21 protein-coding genes and 1 pseudogene are annotated in these 18,777 nt (G+C 48.4%); all 22 read left to right on the top strand.

The annotated features are described in order from the left end of the window. Positions 1-975: 975 nt before the first annotated feature. Complete coding sequence (locus SATMO3_RS11145) at positions 976-1,869, top strand: transposase (RefSeq protein WP_371380860.1); 894 nt, start codon at positions 976-978, stop codon at positions 1,867-1,869. 72 nt (positions 1,870-1,941) lie between these two features. Beyond that, positions 1,942-2,211, top strand: a complete 270-nt coding sequence (locus SATMO3_RS11150) for an AbrB/MazE/SpoVT family DNA-binding domain-containing protein (protein WP_371380861.1) — start codon at positions 1,942-1,944, stop codon at positions 2,209-2,211. Then, positions 2,211-3,134: a hypothetical protein gene (locus tag SATMO3_RS11155; protein ID WP_371380862.1), complete on the top strand. Its 924-nt coding sequence runs from the start codon at positions 2,211-2,213 to the stop codon at positions 3,132-3,134. The genes SATMO3_RS11150 and SATMO3_RS11155 overlap by 1 nt, the downstream gene beginning before the upstream one ends. 300 nt (positions 3,135-3,434) lie before the next feature. Continuing rightward, positions 3,435-4,853, top strand: a complete 1,419-nt coding sequence (locus SATMO3_RS11160) for an AAA family ATPase (protein ID WP_371380863.1) — start codon at positions 3,435-3,437, stop codon at positions 4,851-4,853. Further along, complete coding sequence (locus SATMO3_RS11165; protein ID WP_371380864.1) at positions 4,843-5,076, top strand: hypothetical protein; 234 nt, start codon at positions 4,843-4,845, stop codon at positions 5,074-5,076. Before SATMO3_RS11160 ends, SATMO3_RS11165 begins: the two co-directional genes overlap by 11 nt. A gap of 12 nt (positions 5,077-5,088) precedes the next feature. Next, complete coding sequence (locus SATMO3_RS11170; RefSeq protein ID WP_371380865.1) at positions 5,089-5,850, top strand: hypothetical protein; 762 nt, start codon at positions 5,089-5,091, stop codon at positions 5,848-5,850. Next, a complete protein-coding gene (locus tag SATMO3_RS11175; RefSeq protein WP_371380866.1) occupies positions 5,847-6,128 on the top strand; it encodes a hypothetical protein in 282 nt (93 codons plus the stop codon). The genes SATMO3_RS11170 and SATMO3_RS11175 overlap by 4 nt, the downstream gene beginning before the upstream one ends. Continuing rightward, positions 6,125-6,679, top strand: coding sequence for a DUF5651 domain-containing protein (locus tag SATMO3_RS11180; RefSeq protein WP_371380867.1), 555 nt, complete (start codon positions 6,125-6,127; stop codon positions 6,677-6,679). Before SATMO3_RS11175 ends, SATMO3_RS11180 begins: the two co-directional genes overlap by 4 nt. Next, on the top strand, positions 6,676-7,635 hold the full coding sequence (locus SATMO3_RS11185; RefSeq protein ID WP_371380868.1) for an exonuclease SbcCD subunit D: 960 nt from the start codon (positions 6,676-6,678) through the stop codon (positions 7,633-7,635). The genes SATMO3_RS11180 and SATMO3_RS11185 overlap by 4 nt, the downstream gene beginning before the upstream one ends. A 14-nt stretch (positions 7,636-7,649) precedes the next feature. Continuing rightward, positions 7,650-8,225: a hypothetical protein gene (locus SATMO3_RS11190; protein WP_371380869.1), complete on the top strand. Its 576-nt coding sequence runs from the start codon at positions 7,650-7,652 to the stop codon at positions 8,223-8,225. Positions 8,226-8,344: 119 nt separating this feature from the next. Beyond that, positions 8,345-8,866, top strand: a complete 522-nt coding sequence (locus tag SATMO3_RS11195; protein WP_371380870.1) for a hypothetical protein — start codon at positions 8,345-8,347, stop codon at positions 8,864-8,866. Further along, complete coding sequence (locus SATMO3_RS11200) at positions 8,851-10,539, top strand: DEAD/DEAH box helicase (RefSeq protein WP_371380871.1); 1,689 nt, start codon at positions 8,851-8,853, stop codon at positions 10,537-10,539. The genes SATMO3_RS11195 and SATMO3_RS11200 overlap by 16 nt, the downstream gene beginning before the upstream one ends. A gap of 27 nt (positions 10,540-10,566) precedes the next feature. Continuing rightward, on the top strand, positions 10,567-11,349 hold the full coding sequence (locus tag SATMO3_RS11205) for a hypothetical protein (RefSeq protein ID WP_371380872.1): 783 nt from the start codon (positions 10,567-10,569) through the stop codon (positions 11,347-11,349). Positions 11,350-11,445: 96 nt separating this feature from the next. Continuing rightward, positions 11,446-11,664: pseudogene (locus SATMO3_RS11210) on the top strand (sigma-70 family RNA polymerase sigma factor); the annotation flags it as partial. Positions 11,665-11,808: 144 nt separating this feature from the next. Continuing rightward, positions 11,809-12,213, top strand: a complete 405-nt coding sequence (locus tag SATMO3_RS11215) for a hypothetical protein (RefSeq protein WP_371381835.1) — start codon at positions 11,809-11,811, stop codon at positions 12,211-12,213. Next, the gene (locus SATMO3_RS11220; RefSeq protein WP_371380873.1) at positions 12,210-12,440 is read left to right on the top strand and encodes a hypothetical protein; all 231 of its coding nucleotides are present in this window, start codon (positions 12,210-12,212) and stop codon (positions 12,438-12,440) included. The genes SATMO3_RS11215 and SATMO3_RS11220 overlap by 4 nt, the downstream gene beginning before the upstream one ends. After that, positions 12,437-13,762: a ParB/RepB/Spo0J family partition protein gene (locus tag SATMO3_RS11225; protein WP_371380874.1), complete on the top strand. Its 1,326-nt coding sequence runs from the start codon at positions 12,437-12,439 to the stop codon at positions 13,760-13,762. The genes SATMO3_RS11220 and SATMO3_RS11225 overlap by 4 nt, the downstream gene beginning before the upstream one ends. Further along, the gene (locus tag SATMO3_RS11230) at positions 13,759-14,580 is read left to right on the top strand and encodes a Bro-N domain-containing protein (RefSeq protein ID WP_371380875.1); all 822 of its coding nucleotides are present in this window, start codon (positions 13,759-13,761) and stop codon (positions 14,578-14,580) included. The genes SATMO3_RS11225 and SATMO3_RS11230 overlap by 4 nt, the downstream gene beginning before the upstream one ends. Further along, a complete protein-coding gene (locus SATMO3_RS11235) occupies positions 14,570-15,223 on the top strand; it encodes a putative metallopeptidase (RefSeq protein WP_371380876.1) in 654 nt (217 codons plus the stop codon). Before SATMO3_RS11230 ends, SATMO3_RS11235 begins: the two co-directional genes overlap by 11 nt. Position 15,224: 1 nt before the next feature. Further along, complete coding sequence (locus tag SATMO3_RS11240; RefSeq protein WP_371380877.1) at positions 15,225-15,533, top strand: hypothetical protein; 309 nt, start codon at positions 15,225-15,227, stop codon at positions 15,531-15,533. Further along, positions 15,533-16,138 (top strand): hypothetical protein, encoded by a 606-nt coding sequence (locus SATMO3_RS11245; protein ID WP_371380878.1) that lies wholly within the window; start codon positions 15,533-15,535, stop codon positions 16,136-16,138. The genes SATMO3_RS11240 and SATMO3_RS11245 overlap by 1 nt, the downstream gene beginning before the upstream one ends. A gap of 100 nt (positions 16,139-16,238) precedes the next feature. Beyond that, positions 16,239-18,770 carry a DUF927 domain-containing protein gene (locus SATMO3_RS11250; RefSeq protein WP_371380879.1) on the top strand — a complete coding sequence of 844 codons (2,532 nt, stop codon included), beginning with the start codon at positions 16,239-16,241 and terminating at the stop codon, positions 18,768-18,770. Positions 18,771-18,777 lie beyond the last annotated feature (7 nt).

Below are 18,777 nucleotides of genomic sequence, written 5' to 3' on the forward strand. Positions count from 1 at the left end.
GGAGGAAGAGGTTTGCCATGCAATGAAAGGTTGCCCGGACTTCACTCCGGATCCTTCGCAGGGAGGTGAACATTAAAATGATTACCGCCAAGATCCAGCAAGGTCAATTCATTATCCTTGCTAGGTTTCATAACGCGATCTATCGTATTCGGGGGCCTCAGGCTCGTGTTAATCATTTACTGGGAGAGCGGATAATTCCGCGCATAAAAAAAGCCGCCCATTAGAGCGGACTAAAGAAAAATTCTGTTGGGTTAATTTTAACATGAGCGTTGAGTGTAAGACAAGCCAGAAGAATATAATGAACCATTTTTTATAAGCGGGTCAGTCACAGCAAGTAAATCATTATCAGTAAGCGAGCCACAGGCTTTTAGTAAACCAAAACAAATTAGCGAGCCACAAGCGGGTAGGAATCCGAAGCTTTTAAGCGAGTCAATATTGCAAAGTTATCCAAACTTTTTTAGCGAGCCATCGTCGCAAAGTGAATCAAATATTTATAGCGAGCCAAGTATAGAAAGAAGCCCATTACAAGGGGCGTGCCAAGTTGCGGAAGAAATCCATTGGACTATAGCGCGTCAATGAACGCAAGAAAACCAGTCGTGTCAAGCGAGTCAGCTAGACCGAGTAAACCACAAGATGTAAGCGAGTCAAAATTTGGGAGAAAACCAAGTCTGAATAGCGAGCCAGTATTGCAAAGTAACCCAAACTTTTTTAGCGAGTCGTTATTCATAAAAAATCCATTGTAGAACAGCGAGTCGTCGCGATGTAGCACCCCATGGGCAAAAAGCGAGCCAAGCCTATCTAGCTAACCAAGAAATTAGAGCGGGTCATTATTTGCCAGAAATCCATTAAACCGGAGCGAGCCATTATCTATAAGTAACCCAATCATCTGTTGCGAGCCAACACATTAAAGCAACCCATCAACTTTAAGCGTCAAGCCACCAACTTTAAAAATCCAAGGAGAGGAAGCGATTTATTTTGTCAAAACAGTTCATGCGGTCACTTACCAAATCGTTTTATGACTGCCAGCAGCTGCGTATTGAAATCGGTAACCGCATCTGCCAAAACGTCCGGATTAAGCTCGGACAGACACCGGGAACCAAAACCGAGGAAATGGATATTGATGCGCAAAAGCTACTGAAATCCCTAACCGATGATTACAAACGCCTGTCAGACGCCCTGACCTCCAGTACGAATCGGGCCAAGGCCAAACTAATCAAGGATCATCCCGGCGTGATTACGGACCAATTTGAATTCGAGCTTGTCGGCTGCTATGTGGACATGCTGGAAAAGGAATCAATCTTAGAAAAGAATATCGCCAATATGCTGAAAGCCTTCCCGATTTACACAGCATTTCTGCAGCAAGTCAGAGGTTGCGGGCCCCTCATGTCGGCGGTAATTATTTCGGAGCTCGATCCGCACAAGGCAAATTCAATCAGCGCCTTTTGGAAGTATGCCGGGCTGGATGTAGTCGTCAATGAAGATGGCACGACAGAAGGCCGGTCCAAGAAAGCGCATCACCTGGTAGAGCAGACTTATCTTGACAAAGACGGTAAGGAGCAGATCAAAAAGGGAATTACGTTTAATCCGTTTTTAAAAACAAAGCTGGTCGGTGTGCTGGGTAGCAGTTTCATTAAGCTCAGGAGCCCATACCGGGATTTATATGATGGGCAAAAGCAGAGATTAGAATGCGATCCCAGAACTGCCGAACTAACCAAGCTGCACAAGCACAACCGCGCGGTGCGGTTTATGATTAAGATTTTCCTCAAGGAGCTTTGGCTAAAATGGCGTGAACTGGAAGGCTTGGAAATCCGTCCGGATTACGCCGAGGAAAAATTAGGCATTAAACACCATAAAAAAAGCCCGGCTTAACCGGACTAAAGAAAAATTCTGTTACGGATATTTTAGCACACTGAAAACCAAATAACAATGGGAGGGATTTACTTGAAATCAATCGGTATTGTACGCAAACTTGATGAATTGGGCCGTGTAGTTATTCCTATTGAACTGCGCCGCACGTTTAATATTGCCGAGAAAGACAGCCTCGAAATCTTTGTCGACGGTGACCAGATTATCCTTAGGAAGTATGAGCCGGCTTGCGTGTTCTGCGGTAATGCCAATGATATCACTCATTTTAAGGGTAAGAATGTCTGCCAGGACTGCGCAATGCAAGTTGCCGGCACACCAGTCTCCATTGGTGGAGGTAAGAAGTAATGAGAGAACCAATTCCCTCTAAAGCCCGCGAGCAAGCGCACACCTGCCCGCCTGGTGAGGTTAAAACCTATATCGGCCTAACACCGGTTGAGTGTGTTAAGCAAGGTCTGCCGATATCGGAAGCGGCCTACATGAAGCCGATGGACCTGACTAAAGCCGATGGGGCGCTTTTACTGGAGTGTGGCTGCACTAAGCAGGATATAAAGCGATTGTATAGTTTCAAGCACGATGCAGCGCTATATTCCAGATTAAAGGTGTTGGGCCTTCATCCTTGGCCGCCACCCGAGGATCAGGCACCGGAATTAAATACCAATAAATTTCAGGAGGAACCGGCAGCAGAATCACAGCCCGATATTCCACCGGAAACCGCCGCTATCATCGAGGCCGTGGAAACGGGCACCGTTTCCGACCCTACGTTGGAAGAGTTGCCGGAGCTGATCACGAAGGTGGCGTCGCTGGAAGAGCCAGTAAACGTTGGAGGTGAAGATTTGTTGGGCGAGTTGCCGGAAGCTATCGGCTCATATCTTTCCACAGAAGATGGCAACCTTGATTATCAAACGTTATATCCGGATTACACCTGGTACGATGGCAGCCTGAAGCAAACAGACCAGTTTCTAACGGTATTCGGGGACGGCAGATTCTCTTTATCGAACGGTATCCGAAGAATTTTTCAGGGTTACTTGGTTGCTATCGGGTTGTCTCCTGACCGGATGCATGCCGTTATTGTTCCTAATGAAGACAGCGCATATCTGATAAAACTGGAAAAGTCCAGATACAGAAATCCTTATCTCAGTGAATCCCTGGCAAGTTCCGGGATACCCTTGCCGGCAAAATATCAGATGTCCTGGAACGAGTCGCGGGCAGTATGGGAAGGTACTCTTGTGAATAACGGAGAGGATGCGTTATATGACTATCAAGGTTAATTTATTAACCCTGCCAATATCGCAGACTTCTCCATTATAGGATATGCAGTATGCAAGCCATATATGCATAGAGAGGTGAAAATTTTTGACAAGCCTATACATCAATGAAGGCGCCACCTGCCCGACTTGCATCTACCAGGAAGGAGCGCTCAAAAAAGAACTGGACGCCGTACGGCAGTGCAAGAAATGCATGCGGCGAGAAGGCCGGCCAGGATGGGACCCAAAGCCAAGCGTTAAAATAGAGGTTTCCGAGAAATTGATCAATTGTAGGCAAGTACGTATGGTCAGGCGGGTGATTTCGTGATTGTATCTGTTCAAATCAAAGGATTCCAATCGCACGTTGATAGTCAGTTTAACCTCAGTCCGGGACTCACGGTACTGACCGGGCCTACAGACTCCGGCAAAACAGCGCTCATCCGGGCGATACGCTGGGTGGCTTTCAACGAGCCGGCCGGCGAGACTTTTGTTAATCAGGCGACCGGTGAAGCGATAGTCACAGTTATGTTGGATGATGGGGCGGTCATTACAAAAGGCCGCAGGAAAGGCGGCCGGACCGTCTATCATCTGGTACCGGCCGGCGGCAAATCTCAAATCTTTGAGCAGGCCGATGTACCGCCGGAAGTCACGACGGCGCTCGGCATCACCCGACAGACGTTCGGGGACTTTGAAACGGCTTTGAATTTTGCGTTTCAATTGGATGCGCCATTTATGATTTCTGAACCGCCATCGGCCGGCGCCAAAGTGTTAGGAAAGATTGCTGGCACGGAGATTGTCGACCAGGCTCTGAAGTCGGTGGCCAAGGATACCTATGGAGCCCGGCAGGACAAGCTGCAGGCCGACAAGCGGATCGAACAGCTGACTGAGGATCTGCAGCAGTATGCCAATGTTGATTTGCTTAAAGATCAAGTGGATGCCTGCGAACTGCTTTTAGAAAAGTTCGATCAGTTGCAAATGAAGCATGAAACATTATCTACTTTAAAGCTTCAGAAAACACAGGTGGATAGACACCTGGCGGCGCTTGAGGCGAAACTGCAGAACTATGTGTCACTGCCGGCTGCTGGGAAAAGCCTACAGGCTGCGGAGTCTGACGCACAGCGACTGCAATTGCTATCAGAGCTGGCAAGCAGACATGGACAGCTCGATGCGGCGATTTCCTTGCATCAGGAGGAGCTTGCCCGTTACTCTGATCTTCATTGGGCGGGCGAATATCTGGCGGCACTCGACCAGTTGCTCTCTAAGTTGGATATCCTGCGTGAATCTTCTAACCGGTACGCACTGCAGCTTGAAGTTCTGGGAAAAGTGGATGCCATACTGTCAGTGACCAAGGACCTGGATGTAGCAGCCACCGACCTGACCGATGTGGAACAGGGAATACAGCGGCTGGGCAATCTGGAATTGTTGTCTATCCAATACCAGGCCCATACCGTGACAATTGCGGCCCGGGAAAAACTACTGGACGCTTTACAAGGGATTGATCAGGCGGAACCGCTGTTTGTCGGTTTGGATGAACAGCGTAGTCTCCTGGATCGATTGCGGGAACTGCAGACGGTATACCGGGTGAAACACAGCACCTATGAGGACGCCGGCAGGAAGGCTGCAGCCGCCGTGACAGCGGTAGTTGCACAAGAAAAAGTCATTCAGGATTTATGGACGGAAGTTGATATATGCCCTTTGTGTGAGAGGGTAATTGAGAAAGGGGATACAATGCATGGACATTAAAACCAGAATTGAAACAGCCAAGACCAATCTAAAGAGAGCGGAGCAGGCCAAGACCGTGGCCGAGACCCAGAAAGCGGCTGCTGAGCAGCAACGCGAGGAAGTGGTTCAGAAAATGGCGGCTGAAGGCGTGACGCCGGAAACAATTGCTGCAAAGATTGCTGAACTGGAAACTGATATCACTGATACGTTGACTACGGTCGAGGGGCTTATCCCTCAGGTTTAAGGAGGCATGATTATGGCATTGCGTGATTTACTAGGGCCTTCTGCACCCGGAACTCACATTTTAAATACAGATTGGGGCAAATCGTTCACAGAAACTCGTAATTTAAGTACGGAATCCGCTCAATCGTTCACTCTTAACTCTTATCAGATCAATAAAATCAAACTGGACGTCCGGCAAGCTGCAGAGAAGATTACCAAGCAAATCGCCAAGCGGGATCTGCTCTTTGAGCAGAGGGATGCGGAGATAGTGAAAAGCGCGGCAGCCACACAGGCGCTGGATCTCAACGAAAAGGTGCAAAGGCTGCTGCAGCTCACTTCGGACTTCGCCCGGCAACAGGCCAAGAGCCGGATTGAAGAGATTGTCACTTCGGCGCTTTCCGTGGTATTCGGCAAGGATTACAAATTTCAGCTATCCCTTGAGGTCAGGGCTAACAGGCCAGAGGTCGACTACTGGCTGGAGTCAGAGGGCATCGTTACGCAGCTTAAGCCGCCGGATTATGACAGGGGCGGCGGAGTTGCCGATGTGGTGAGTCTGGCGTTGAGATTGGCTGTAGCAGAGCTGTCGGAGGTTAAGGGGCCATTGTTCTTGGATGAAATTGGAAAACATGTATCTGCGGAATACGCGCCGAACGTGGCCTATTTCTTAAAGGAGTATAGCCAGAAGTTCGGTCGCCAGATGATCTTGATTACGCATAACGAAGCGCTGGCTGAGATTGGCGATGTCAGTTTTGCTGTTTCGCAAATCAATGGCAAGAGTGTGGTGAAAACGGTATGAGTGTTTTAATTGAAAAGCCCCAATTTGATCCCAATGTGCTAAAGGCAGGCATGGCTATTAATGTTAAGCATAATAGAATGGGCTCGCCAGGTGCAAGACTTCCATATGGTTCTGATTTATATGAGGTGAATGTAACTGCTTTACTCACAAAGATTGATCCACTGGAAATAAAAGCGGCGTATTTTAGCAACAAAGAGGAACGGCTTGTAGAAGTCTCCATTCCTGTAGAGTATGTCGCTTCTAAACTCATTGATATAAGTGTGGTGAAAGCAGTGTGAACCCTTATTTTTCCCGGCAAGAAAAAGAGAATTTTATCCGACTAATGATTCTCGAAGGCATCCTGGATGTCATTATTGAGGACTACGAAAAAGCAAATAAGCCAGACAAACAGTTTATGGCCGATATGCGTCGGGCCCGAACCTATACCACAAAAGCCCTGAATCGCCGCCAATCTTTCCTAGATCAAACTGCAAAGCGTAATTTCATGGAAAGCCTGCAGCGACTGGAAGTGCTCTTTGTTCCTAAAAATGAAGCCAAGAAGCACTTCCAGGAAGTCGCAAAATTGCAAAGCATGATACCGTTTGAGGCTGCAGACTTCAAAGACTGGTATGAGTTTTTGATTGATCATGCCTGCCGGACTTGTGCCAGAAAAGATTTTGAGGAGTGCCAGGCGCGCCGGATACTTATGAAACATGATATTTATGCCTATAATCCGGCCGCAACCGATATCTGTCAGTACAGTTATGTTGAGACTGAGGAGCAGCAAGGTGTTGGCGCCGTCGGCGAAGCCCTGCTGAAGGCTACGAAAAAGAAAGGAGGTGCCGCATGAAGTTTTTATTTGTTGGTGACCTACATCTACGCGGCACCAATCCCAGAAACCGCACTGATGACTATAAAGAAGCCGTCAAAGTCAAACTTCAGGAAGTTTTCAGCTTAGCTGAGAAGCATGAAGTCAAAGCCATCCTCTGCCCGGGCGATATCTGGGACCGGCCGGAGGTATCAATCGGCGTGCTGGTTGAGTTCATGCAAGTATTCCGAGAGTGTCCGGTAGATTTCTATACCTGCGCCGGCAATCACGACATTCACGGCTACAATCTGGATACTTACGACCGGACAAGCCTTCGGCTGCTGGCAGAGCTGGTGCCGAAATTCCGGGTATTCAGCGAAAGCCAGGTGATGGTATATCCGGATGTGTCCATTACGTTTTCGCCCTACTCCGGCAGGATGGACCGGGAAGGGCACGGTTACGACACTTACTGGAAGGATGAGCATCTTAAAATTCACATCGCCCATGGCATGCTGCTCGACCATACGCCGCCCTTTGACCGATTCACCTTAATTCAGGATGTCAAAACGACAGCAGACCTGGTACTGACCGGCCATGACCATCACGGTTTTGGCATCTACCGGCGTTCAGACGGCAAGGTGTTTTGCAACCCGGGTAGCCTGACGCGGATCAGCGCCAGTACCGGCGAGATCGAGCGGCCAATACAAGTAGCTCTCATTGATGTGCTGGATAAGCAGACTTTTGATATTCAATTGATTCCGTTGCAGTCGGCCAAGCCAGGAAGCGAGGTGCTGGATCGTTCAAAAATTGAAGCAGAAAAGCAGAGACAGTACGCCATGGAAGAATTCGCGGCGCTCATCCAGACCGGTAGCGGCGAAAAAGTGCTTCTCAATATTAATGATATTGTTGAGTCCATTGCTGCAAAGGAAAGTTTAGCGCCGGATGTTGTTAGGAAAACGTTAGAAAAAATTCAGGAACAGCGCCTAGGCGCTGCGTGAGAGGAGAACTTCATATGAATGATGTTCAAGAACAATTAGAGCATTTAGTTACGCTATACGGTCCGGATAAGGTTAAGTTTGCAGTTCAAAAGCTTTTAGGCGCATCGTCACGGCCGATGCCGGCGGAATATATTCCGATTCTGGCGCCGAGCCTGTTGGAAAGAACGGTCGCCCAATTGGAACGCGCTTTGGATGATGTGAAAGCGGCCGGATATGCCAAGGAAAATGTCTACAGAAATAAGGCCGATCTAGTTAAGCAGCAGACTACAATGGAGGCCGCGGTGAAACTGGCTGAAGCGGAAGCATTTATGCAGATTGAGGGGGAAGGCCGCGACCAGTATGTCATGGAGGAAGATAAAAAAATCGCTCTCAATAATGATGCGGCCCGGGATGCGTTTCGACGCCGGGCGTCTGCAGAAGAGCGGCGCCAGGCGGCCAATCTAACTGCACAGATTAATGCAATTGATGTGGAACTGGCCGAGGCTGGCGATGCCTGGTTTACGACTAAGGAAGCTGTTGAGACCATCCGGGCCAAAGCCTACCTGCAAGCGGCGCTGCTCAATTTTTTGGCAGGGAGGGATTTACATTGATCTCGAAAAAACAGCGCAAATCATCCCGGAAACGTAATGTTAACCCTGATTATAAATATCTGATGGGCCTATCCACACGCCGTTTCCCGAAACTGTTACCCGGTTTTAATTTTTAAACTATGAGCAAAAGTGAACTGCAAAAAGAGCGCCATGACCGCGGCGAAGAGTTCCAGAACGAAATTCGCCGCTCCTGGAGGCTCATCCCCAACGTATGGCGCATGCGGATAACTGATGGCAGGGGCGCGACAAGGCCAGCTGATGAGATCGTCACGACGATCAACGGTAATTTTCTTGTTGAAGCCAAGCGTACCGCCGGAAACAAATTTGAGCTGGGATTTATACGCCCCAATCAGTTTCGCGGGCTACTCAATTTCGAGGTTATTCCCCGCAATTTTGGGTTAGTATTCGTATCTTTCTTAAATAAGGACATTGATGAGGCCTTTGCTTTCCGGTTATCGACAGCGGTTAAGTATATGCAAGAATACCGGTACCGCTACATCGCCCGCAACGTGTTCAAAGAGAGCATGACCTTGCCGGTTATTGAACTTCCCCGCACCTATTACCATGACCCCCAGAATGCCAAGCTGAGTGGTCCGGCTTACGACCTAACGGAGGTGATCGAACGTTGCCGCTTATTATAACTCTTGCCAACAATATCCGGATCCGGGGCGCTAACACTCCGATCAGAGCTAAAATTACAGCCGATCTCACGATACCCAATCCGGAATACGAAGCACGAAAAGCAAAGAAGCGGCCGCTTTGGGGCATTGAAAAATACCTTAGGCTTTATTCGTTGGACGGGAACGACATCATTGTTCCCCGTGGATATATGGCAGACTTGCTTAAAATACCAGGTGTAAAAGATAATCCAGAGACCACCTTTTCTGTACAGCTTGTTCTTCGTCCCCCCGTTGATTTTGGTGAGTGGAATCCACAATATAGATTGCGGATGGATCAGGATGAAGCCATTCAGTCACTAAAGGGAGCAGAAAGCGGGATATTGGTAGCACCGGCCGGCAGTGGCAAGACGGTTATGGGGATCCGACTAATCAAGGAATTGAGACAGCCTGCGCTTTGGCTGACTCATACCAAAGATCTATTGTATCAATCAAGGGATGCCGCCAAAAAATTGCTTAGTGCTGTTGGGAAGATTGGAATATTAGGTGATGGAAAACACGAATGGGGCGACGGTAAATTATTTTTGGCCACAGTGCAAACGCTCGGGGACAATCCCAAGCTGGTAGAGACGCTTAAGCCACTGATTGGCAATTGTATTATTGATGAAGCACATCATTTCCCGGCCACATCCTTTGTCGATCTCGCTGGCCAGTTTGCTCCTTTTCATATGTATGGTTTGACGGCCACGCCGGAGCGTAAGGACAAGTTGGAAGTCTACATGTACCGTGGTATTGGCCCTATTGTCCATGAAATCAAAAGAGAAGGTCTCTACGAAACTGGCCGTCTGATTAAGCCCGAAATAAAATTCATATTTACAAGATTTGATTATGAGCAAGCCGCTGACCGAAATGAACTAGGCAGCGTGGATGCCGGCGGCGAGGACCTGGATTACCGCGTACTGATGGACAGACTGGTGGCTGATGAAGCAAGGGCCAAGCTGATAGCCGGCAACATCCTGGAACACGCCCAGAGCTTCAGTATCGTTATCACTGAAAGTGTTCGTTACTGCCATATTCTCGCCGATATGGTCGAGTGTTTTGCTAAAACTCGCTGGGGCGTCGTGCCGCGTATCGCCATCGTTCACGGTTCGATCAGCCGTTATAAGTGGATTGCTGGCGGCACCGAAAAAAATGCCCGGCAGCTGGTGGCCGCCGGCGAGGCGCTGGAGTGCCGGCACAATGAACGCTTGAAACGTTGGGAAGTTCAGGTTGAGCAGTATACCGAAGAAGAATTCAAGAACTGGCAAATCAGCAACGTAGTGCGCAAAGAGCAGATTGCAGCCTGCCGGGCAGGAAATGTGGATATCCTGTTCGCGACCGCGCAGCTTGTGCAGGAAGGTCTGGATTTACCGAATCTTTGTTGCGGCCACCTGGCCATGCCGAAGCGCGGCGATGCCGGCGGCAGTAAAAACGGCGCCAGCGTCGAGCAGGCCATAGGCCGCCTGATGAGGCCGGACCCCGGTAACCCCAACAAAAAGGCAATTTGGTTTGATTACGTCGATTACGATGTCGGCGTGCTTCGGAGCCAGTATTATAGCCGACGTTCTGTGTACAAGCGTCTGGAATTGCTGGTTCCGGCAAAGCCCAAAACCGAGCGCGATGAAGTAGAGACCTTTCTGGACTCTATGCCTTGGTAACTATAAAAATTTTTGGAGGATGATTTCATGAGTAATGTAACGACTGTAAATAATTCGGTGGCCGCGGTGGCCAGCACTAATTATATAACGGCCATGTTGGAATCTATTAAAACGGATTTCCTGGCTGTTAACGAAGGCATGGATTTCGATTTCGTTAATATCGGTACATGGCTGTACGTTAGCAAAAAAGGCAAATTTGTAGAAAAAGACTCCAATGATGATGTTGTTGAGGATTATGGCGACAGCATAGATGTTGTTGTTGGGTATGGTGAAAAACGCTGGACCCTTTGGGGTATGAAGGAATCACCGGAAGAAGGGCAGCTTATTGTGGCCAAGCGCGACAGGGAAGAAGCAGAACAGGATCTACAGGCTTTTCTTGAGGAAAATCCCGAGGCGCAGACCCGTTATGATCTAAAATCTTTGGAGTTGAGATACATCGCTTATATTGTCCCTGTAGTGACGCTGCAGCCGGAAGGTTTCCCTAAAATCTATTTAATGAGCTTCCCGTCTACGACCACCATTCAGTGGGGCAAATACGCCCAGGGCATTTATCTGGGTAAAGGAGTTAAGGCAATGGTGCCACCCCGTACCGGTGTTAATCGTGTGGTAACACGGATGACAACAGTAGAAAAAGGTGAGGGTGACAAAAGCTGGATCGGCATCGACTTTGAAGCCGTCGGCCTCTTTAACCCCAGAGACTATGGTATTGACTGGGATCCGAAAAAAGCGGCAGCTTCTGCTCCTAATGAAGCCACTTCATCCGCAACTGCTGCTGAGGAAAAAGTCGCAGCCGGCGCCGAATCATTTTAATTGAGCAAGACTGCCCCGCCTGGTAGCTGTTTGCCGGGAACGGCGTGGCCGCCAGGTGGGGCATAATTTTTACACGTTTTGGCAGAGGTCTTAAAGATGGGTATAGAGGAGCATGTTTTTAAGGAATACGAAAACCTTATCCATTACGCTATCAGCCACTACTATCCATACCGGATCCATGTTGAGTATGAAGATTTGTTTCAAATTGCCAGTATTGCTTTAATCAACGCCTGGAGAAGGTATAACCCTGCCCGTGGCGCCAGTTTTGTCACTTATGCATTGCTTCATCTGAAATCTGCTTTGTACAGGGAGATAAGGCGTAATACTGCACAAAAACGTAGCGGTAGCGTAGTTTCGTTATTTCAAGAGGTGGGAGAGAGCCAGACTCGCTTTATTGACCTGATTCCAGACCCCGACACAATAGAAGGGTATAACTTGTATCGAAAAGGAGGGAGGCTTATGGCAAGCCAAAAGAGCACAAGACCAGTACCGGTGGCGCCGGTTGTCACGAAACTGGATTTATCTTCATTCGTCGTGTTTAACGCAAGCAATGCGATGACTACAAGGAATGCGGCTTATATTACGGTTACCAAGACTGGGAAAGTCACGATGTCGGCGGAAGTCGGCAAACGATATAGAACCGGTGAAACAATTGAAGTACTGTTTAATCAAGTCGGAACGATCCTTGTCATACGCAGTTCTGGCGCCGGCATTCGCTGCCGGCAGAATGGAAAGAATTCTGAAGGCAAAATTATTTCCTGCGCCAGTGCGAAGGTATATCTGGAATCCAAACAAGTACCGCTGCCGGCGCGCTTCCGGGCAGAGTGGGAAGAAGAGCTGCAGGCCTGGGTGGGAAGGCAGTGAAAAATTTAGAGGAACTTAAAATTTGGGTCAGCCCGTTATCACATGAAATATACGCTGGCTTTGTTGATAAAGACGGCACAGTTGCAACTAATAAAGTAAATGTGACAGAAATGGCGATTACTGCCGTGATGCTGCATTTGGATGTAGAACAATGCGAATACGGTTGCAGAGCCGGAAGGTTACGGTTTATTTCAACTGAAGATGCAAAAAGAAAGGAGAAGCCATGATTACGAATATCAGAACTGATAAAATATCTCCGCATCCGGATAATCCGCGAAAGGACTTAGGGGATTTAAGCGAACTTGCGGAAAGTATCAAGGTTAATGGCATATTGCAAAATTTGACCGTTGTTCCTTATCTTGGTGAAGTAACAGGACAGCCGATTGACGGGTTATATCGTGTCGTTATCGGGCATCGTCGCCTTGCAGCCGCAAAACTGGCCGGGCTGACAGAAGTACCTTGTGCAATTTCTAACATGAATTTCCACAAGCAGCTATCCACCATGCTGCTCGAAAACATGCAGCGCAATGACCTGACCATATGGGAGCAGGCACAGGGATTTCAGATGATGCTGAATTTTGGCGACACCGTTGAGGACATCTCAACGCAGACTGGTCTTTCGGAAACCACCGTACGGCGTCGTGTTAAGCTGTTGGATCTCGACAAGGATAAATTTAAGAAGTCTGTGGAACGTGGTGCCACGCTGCAAGAGTATGCGGAGTTGGATAAAATCAAGGATATTAAAACCAAGAATAGTGTTCTTGAAAAGATTGGAACACCTGATTTCAAATGGGCATTGCAGCGTGCTATTGATACGGAAAAAAACAATATCAATAAAGCTCTGATTATAAAAGAATTAGAGAAATTTGCAGCACAGGTCGAAAGTAGCAATGGACTACAATATGTTGCGTCCTATTCTACAGCGCTGCAACAGGCAATTGTCGCGCCTGTAGATGTTAATACTGTCGAATATTTTTACTATATCAATAGTTCGGGCTATGTATACCTGTACAAAAAGAGTGAAGCTAACAAATCAACTGCAGCTGATCCGGCATGGCTTACACAACAAAGAGAGCGAGACGAACAGCGTGCCGCTCTGAATGAAATATCGAAACGGGCATATAAGCTCAGATGTGAGTTTATTAAAACCGTGCCTAATACTACTGCCAAAAAAAATATGAGTACCATACTTGAATATTTGCTATTGGAAATATTGTATAACGGCAGTGGGACTGACTATGAGGAACTAGTCGATTTCCTCGATATTGAAATTGACGAAGATGACGAAGATGACGAAGAACAAAACTTTAATAAAGTTAAGGAGATCGTTGCCGCTCAGCCGGAGCGTCATTTACTGGTTACTGCTTATTTAATGCTTGATTCGGCACATGCAACCTATTATGGCTGGGATAATCGGCATGAAGACAATAAAGAACTCAATACAGTGTATGACTTTCTTGAAAAGCTTGGTTATGAGGCATCAAAGGAAGAGCAATCGTTGCGGGACGGAACACATGAGCTGTATATACGCGAGGATGAGGCGGTATGAACCATCTGAAACAGATTTTTGAATATCAAGGGCAGATGGTGAGGACGGTTATTCGTAAGGGTGAGCCGTGGTGGGTAGCTAAAGATATTTGTGATGTACTGGGGATTAAAAATCATAGTGACGCACTTAGCAGATTATCTGATTCTATGAAGGGTGTCGCTATTACCGACACCCTTGGAGGTAAGCAAGAGGTTGGGGTTATTTCAGAAGCAGGCATCTATAAGCTTGTATTTACAAGCCGAAAACCAGAGGCAGAAAGGTTTACTGATTGGATTGCATTAGAAGTTCTTCCAAGTATTCGTAAAACCGGCCATTACAGTATCCATAACAATCCTAACGCCATCCTAAAGCGCCACCTTGACACGGCTGCTAAATTATCTAAAGGTCTTCCCAGGGACAAGCAAATAGAACTACGCCGCCTGGCCGTCCTAGAGGCGGCCGAGGAATCAGGTGCCGATTACAGCGCGATTCTGGCCGTGTTGGAGACTTCAGAAACACCTAAGGAGGATCAAAATCAAGCTGTAGATTTATTCCTCCAGGAGATCCGAAACAGCCTTATTCGTTACCCGCAGCGGGAGAACTACTTGTACCTGCCGCCTTGTGAGGAGCGGAGGATCTGCGAGCGGCTGAAGCTAGATCGCATAACTGTATTAAGGGGCCTGGAAGAGCGCGGAATCATCAAAATATCCTATGAATGGAACCGCGGTGACCGAAAAAAGAATTACACCGCCAAGAGTCGTTTTTATAACCGGCGGCGATGCGTTCAGTTAAAAATAGATTGTATAAATATGCGGGAGAGTGAAGTATATGGCAGCTGAATTTTACGATGCGTCCGAGGATCTCGAAGCCTTGGCGCGTGACATTATTGAGGAGTATCACGGCCATTTGGTTGAGGCAAATATAAAGTACTTATTCCGGACCGGCAACTGGGAGGTTAAAAAGCGCGACACGTGGGGCCAAGCCAAGAAGGTTGGTAAGGAAGTCAACTTCTTAACCGGTCATGACTTTATTGTTACCATTCACCGAGATGTATGGGAGCAATTGAAGGCGGAAGATAAGCGCGCACTTTTAGATCACGAGCTGCAGCACTGCTCGGCCGGTACCGATGATGCCGGCAATAAGGTTTGGTACATCCAGGGGCACGATGTGGAGGACTTCCACGCCATCATTCGTCGCCATGGGCTCTGGTCGCCGGCGCTCAGAAAAATGGAAGGCCTATTGAATCAGACGGAATTGGAGCTGGAACCTGAGGACGCGGATCCGGAAGAGCATTTGGCTGCTCTGCCAGGCGGGGAGACTTTGGCGATCGGCGGCCGGCCGGAGCTGCGGGTGATTTCTTCGAAGCCGGTGCAGGAATTGCCACCGCCGGAGACCGATGCAGATGTTGAGCGGGAACCGAACATTGTAGATGCCGATATTATTGATATTGAAGTTATTCATGATACTGGTACGGAGGCTTGATATGAAGGTATGGGATTTAGTCAATAAGCTGACCCAAACGGAAGGCGTCAGACTATATAATGCCAATAACAACATGATGCAAATTGCAAGAGCAAACGGCAAGAGCAGGCCAGCATATATCAAGGTTTCCATTGGCGATGATGATGCCGAAAAGCTGTTGCGCCCGATACAGCCGCAAGGAGCGCAAGCTTTTATCGTTATTGCTGATATTGAAGAAGTTAACCAAATATTGGATGCGGAGAAGAAGGCCGTCGAGGGTGCTGACCGGCCGCAAAAAGAAACGACAAGTTATCCACAGGAGGATGAGTGATGGCTAAATTTATTGCCGAGTGTGGTAAAACTTTTGACGTAATCAAGAATGATCAGCATTTAGTGGGGATTCTTTTAGGCCGTGAATATCACCCGGAGAATTTGAGAAAAGATAACCGGCCTATTCCGACAGAATGCCAGGCATGTAAAGCAGAAAAGCATATCTACGGCGTATCGTTACATAGGGACGATATAGGACTTTTCGGGGCTACGGATACTACTTGCTTTGCTAAGCGGGAAGGCTTTCAGGAACTGCCGACAGTTACCGAATATTGTGAAGGCGGCTGCAATACCACGGAAAAATATACCTTTGAGGTCATTTTACAGGCTGATGAATTCCGGACGATTATCCTGTATGAATCCCCGCCTAGCCGGAATATATCAGCATTTGACTATATCAAAGAAATGGCTGAAAGCCTTTGGGAAAAATTCACGGATGAAGCCTATAAAGAAGAGGATGGGATGGAGCCTGGTTGCATCCGTGTCCAGATGGTTAATATGGAGCGCGGACAAGCCGATTATATTGAATTTTACCGAATGGAAGAAATGGAAAACGCTATTATCAGTGTGCGTTTAGTTGGCTTTGAACAGAAAATAAATGAGTAAAGAAGGCCGCGCAGACTGAATAAACAGCCATAAAGTACCTAAGTGATCAACGGGGCGGCCAGCGCCGCCCTCTTTTACCCGGGAGAGGGGGAGACTAAATGTGCAAGAGAACATAGACCAGCTTGTTGATTGGAAACAATTCTATTCGCAGTACTTACCGGGGCTTAAACCAAAGGGTGATGAGCTTCACGGCCTTTGCCCTTTCCATAATGAAAAGAATCCTAGTTTTGGTATCAAGATTAAAACAGGTCAATATAAATGCCTGTCCTGCGGCGCCAACGGCAACGGCTGGACCTTTCTGCAAGAGTATAAGGGGATGACCAAGGAGCAGGCCAATAAGACGATTCTTGATTTCGCCGGCATTAAAACTGAGTCTAAGTCGCGCGCTAAGAAGCCGGCATTTACCGTGGAGGAGTATGCGGCGGCCAAACAACTGGATGCGGCGAAGCTCTATGAATACGGCATGAAAAACGCAGTCAAAGGCATGGCGGTTCCCTATATGGACGAAAAGGGGAATCTGGTCGCAACACGCTACCGGCATTCGCTTAAAGGCGCGGTACGCTTCTCCTGGATGAAAGGGTCCAAGGTTCACCCGTACGGCCTCTGGCGGCTCCAGGAGGCGAGAAAAAAGGGTTTTGTGGTGCTGGTGGAAGGAGAGTCCGATTGCCATACGCTCTGGCAGTATGATATTCCGGCTCTGGGGTCGCCCGGCGCCGACACGTTTCAGTCAACATGGTCAGCATATTTAAAGGATTTAAATGTATATTTATTCAAAGAACCTGACCAGGGCGGCGAGACGTTTTTGAAAAAAGTCTGCATTGGACTCTTGGACAGTCATTTTACCGGCAAGGTGTATTCTTTGTCACTGCAAGGCTACAAGGATCCGTCAGATTTGCATTTAGCGGGTGAGGATGCGTTCCGAGCCGCCTGGGCGGCCGCATTCGGTATGGCCAATCCTATTGACATCCGGATTGTATCATGCCTGGCGGAAAAGGTAATAGAGGACCAGCCGTTCGCGCCGATCAAGCCCGAGAAGTGGCGTTATTCAGAGCATGGTGTGTTTGGTCTGGATGAAAAGGGGATTGAGGAAAAGATTTCGCCCTTGCCTGTCATTGTAACCAAGCGGCTGATCGACATTGACACCAACACGGAAAAGCTGGAGGTGTCGTGGCGGCGCCATGGGAAATGGGAGTTTCTCAAAGCGGAAAAAGCCACGCTGTTTCAGTATTCAAAGATTGCGGAACTCGCCAATACCGGTATGCCGGTATCATCAAAAAACGCCAAGGAAATGGTGTCGTACTTGTTCGATATGGAGGCGGCGAATATGGAATTTCTGCCGACGGTGCAGTCGGTTTCTCATTTAGGCTGGTTGGGGAAAGAGCAATTTCTGCCGGGTCACGCCAATGAGATCGCGCTGGACATGGATGCCAAGCGCGGTATGAGTTTTTTGGTTAATGGTTTTGAAAAGAATGGTGATTTCTCTACGTGGAGGACTTGCCTCGAGTATGTGGTTCAAAATCCGATTGCGCAACTGATGTTGGCCGGCAGTTTTGCCTCGCCGCTTTTAAGTGTGATTGGGCACCGGAATTTTATTATTCACGTCTGGGGTGCGTCCAAAGGCGGGAAAACCGCGGCGATGAAAGCGGCTTTGAGTGTCTGGGGCAATCCGGAGCGGATCATGGTATCGTTCAATACAACACAGGTCGGCCTTGAGCGCACGTGCCAGTTTCTGAACAATCTGCCCCTGGGTGTTGATGAGCGGCAGCTCGCCGGCGATAAGCAGGAATTTTTGGACAAGCTGGTGTACGCGGTATCGGCTGGACAGGGGAAAACCCGCGGTGACAAGGGCGGCGGGCTGCAGGCCAAGGCTTTTTGGAATCTGGTGGTGCTGACGACCGGGGAGGAATCGCTGGCCGGGGATGCGTCGCATTCCGGGGTGAGGACCCGGGCGCTGGAACTGTACGGAGTTCCGCTGCCGGATGAGCGAGAGGCCAGCAATGTGCACAGAGTTACAGATATGCACTATGGGCACGCCGGCGTTCTCTTTATGCGGCATGTGATGGAGGAACTGAGGAAAGACAAGGAATTTTGGCATAAGGAATATACCAGCGTGTACCGTCAGCTTCAGGATAAATGGCCGCATATTGTACAGCCTCATATCAGCGCGATTGCCATGCTAAGCGTTGCGTACTTCTGGGCGAGGCAATGGGTATGGGGGATTCCGGAGGAACAGGCGCAGGAAGAGATGATTCGCATGGCGGTAGCTGGCGTAGAATTGTTAGGCGCGGCGCAGGAGGCGGATTACGTGGACCGGGCGTTTGATTTCACTACTGCGTGGCTCGCGTCGAATGCGGATCGGTTTAAGGAGAACTGCCACCAGGAGAAATACGGGTATTACGATGGTGTGAAGCAGCAGTACTGGGTGGTGCCGGCGATCTTGAAAGCCGCGCTACAGGATAATGGATTCTCAGTAAGTCGGACGCTTAAGGAGTTTGCTGAGAAGGGAATTATTCAACGGGAAAACAAAGGCGGGGGCAAAGAGACGTTTTCTGTGAAAAAAATATGGGGAAATCAGCGAGTTAGAATGGTGGTTTTTAATGCTTTATGTAAAGAAGAGGAGAAAAATGAGTAAAAAGGTG

The organism is Sporomusa aerivorans (assembly GCF_041428895.1).
Taxonomy (GTDB): Bacteria; Bacillota; Negativicutes; order Sporomusales; family Sporomusaceae; genus Sporomusa; species Sporomusa aerivorans.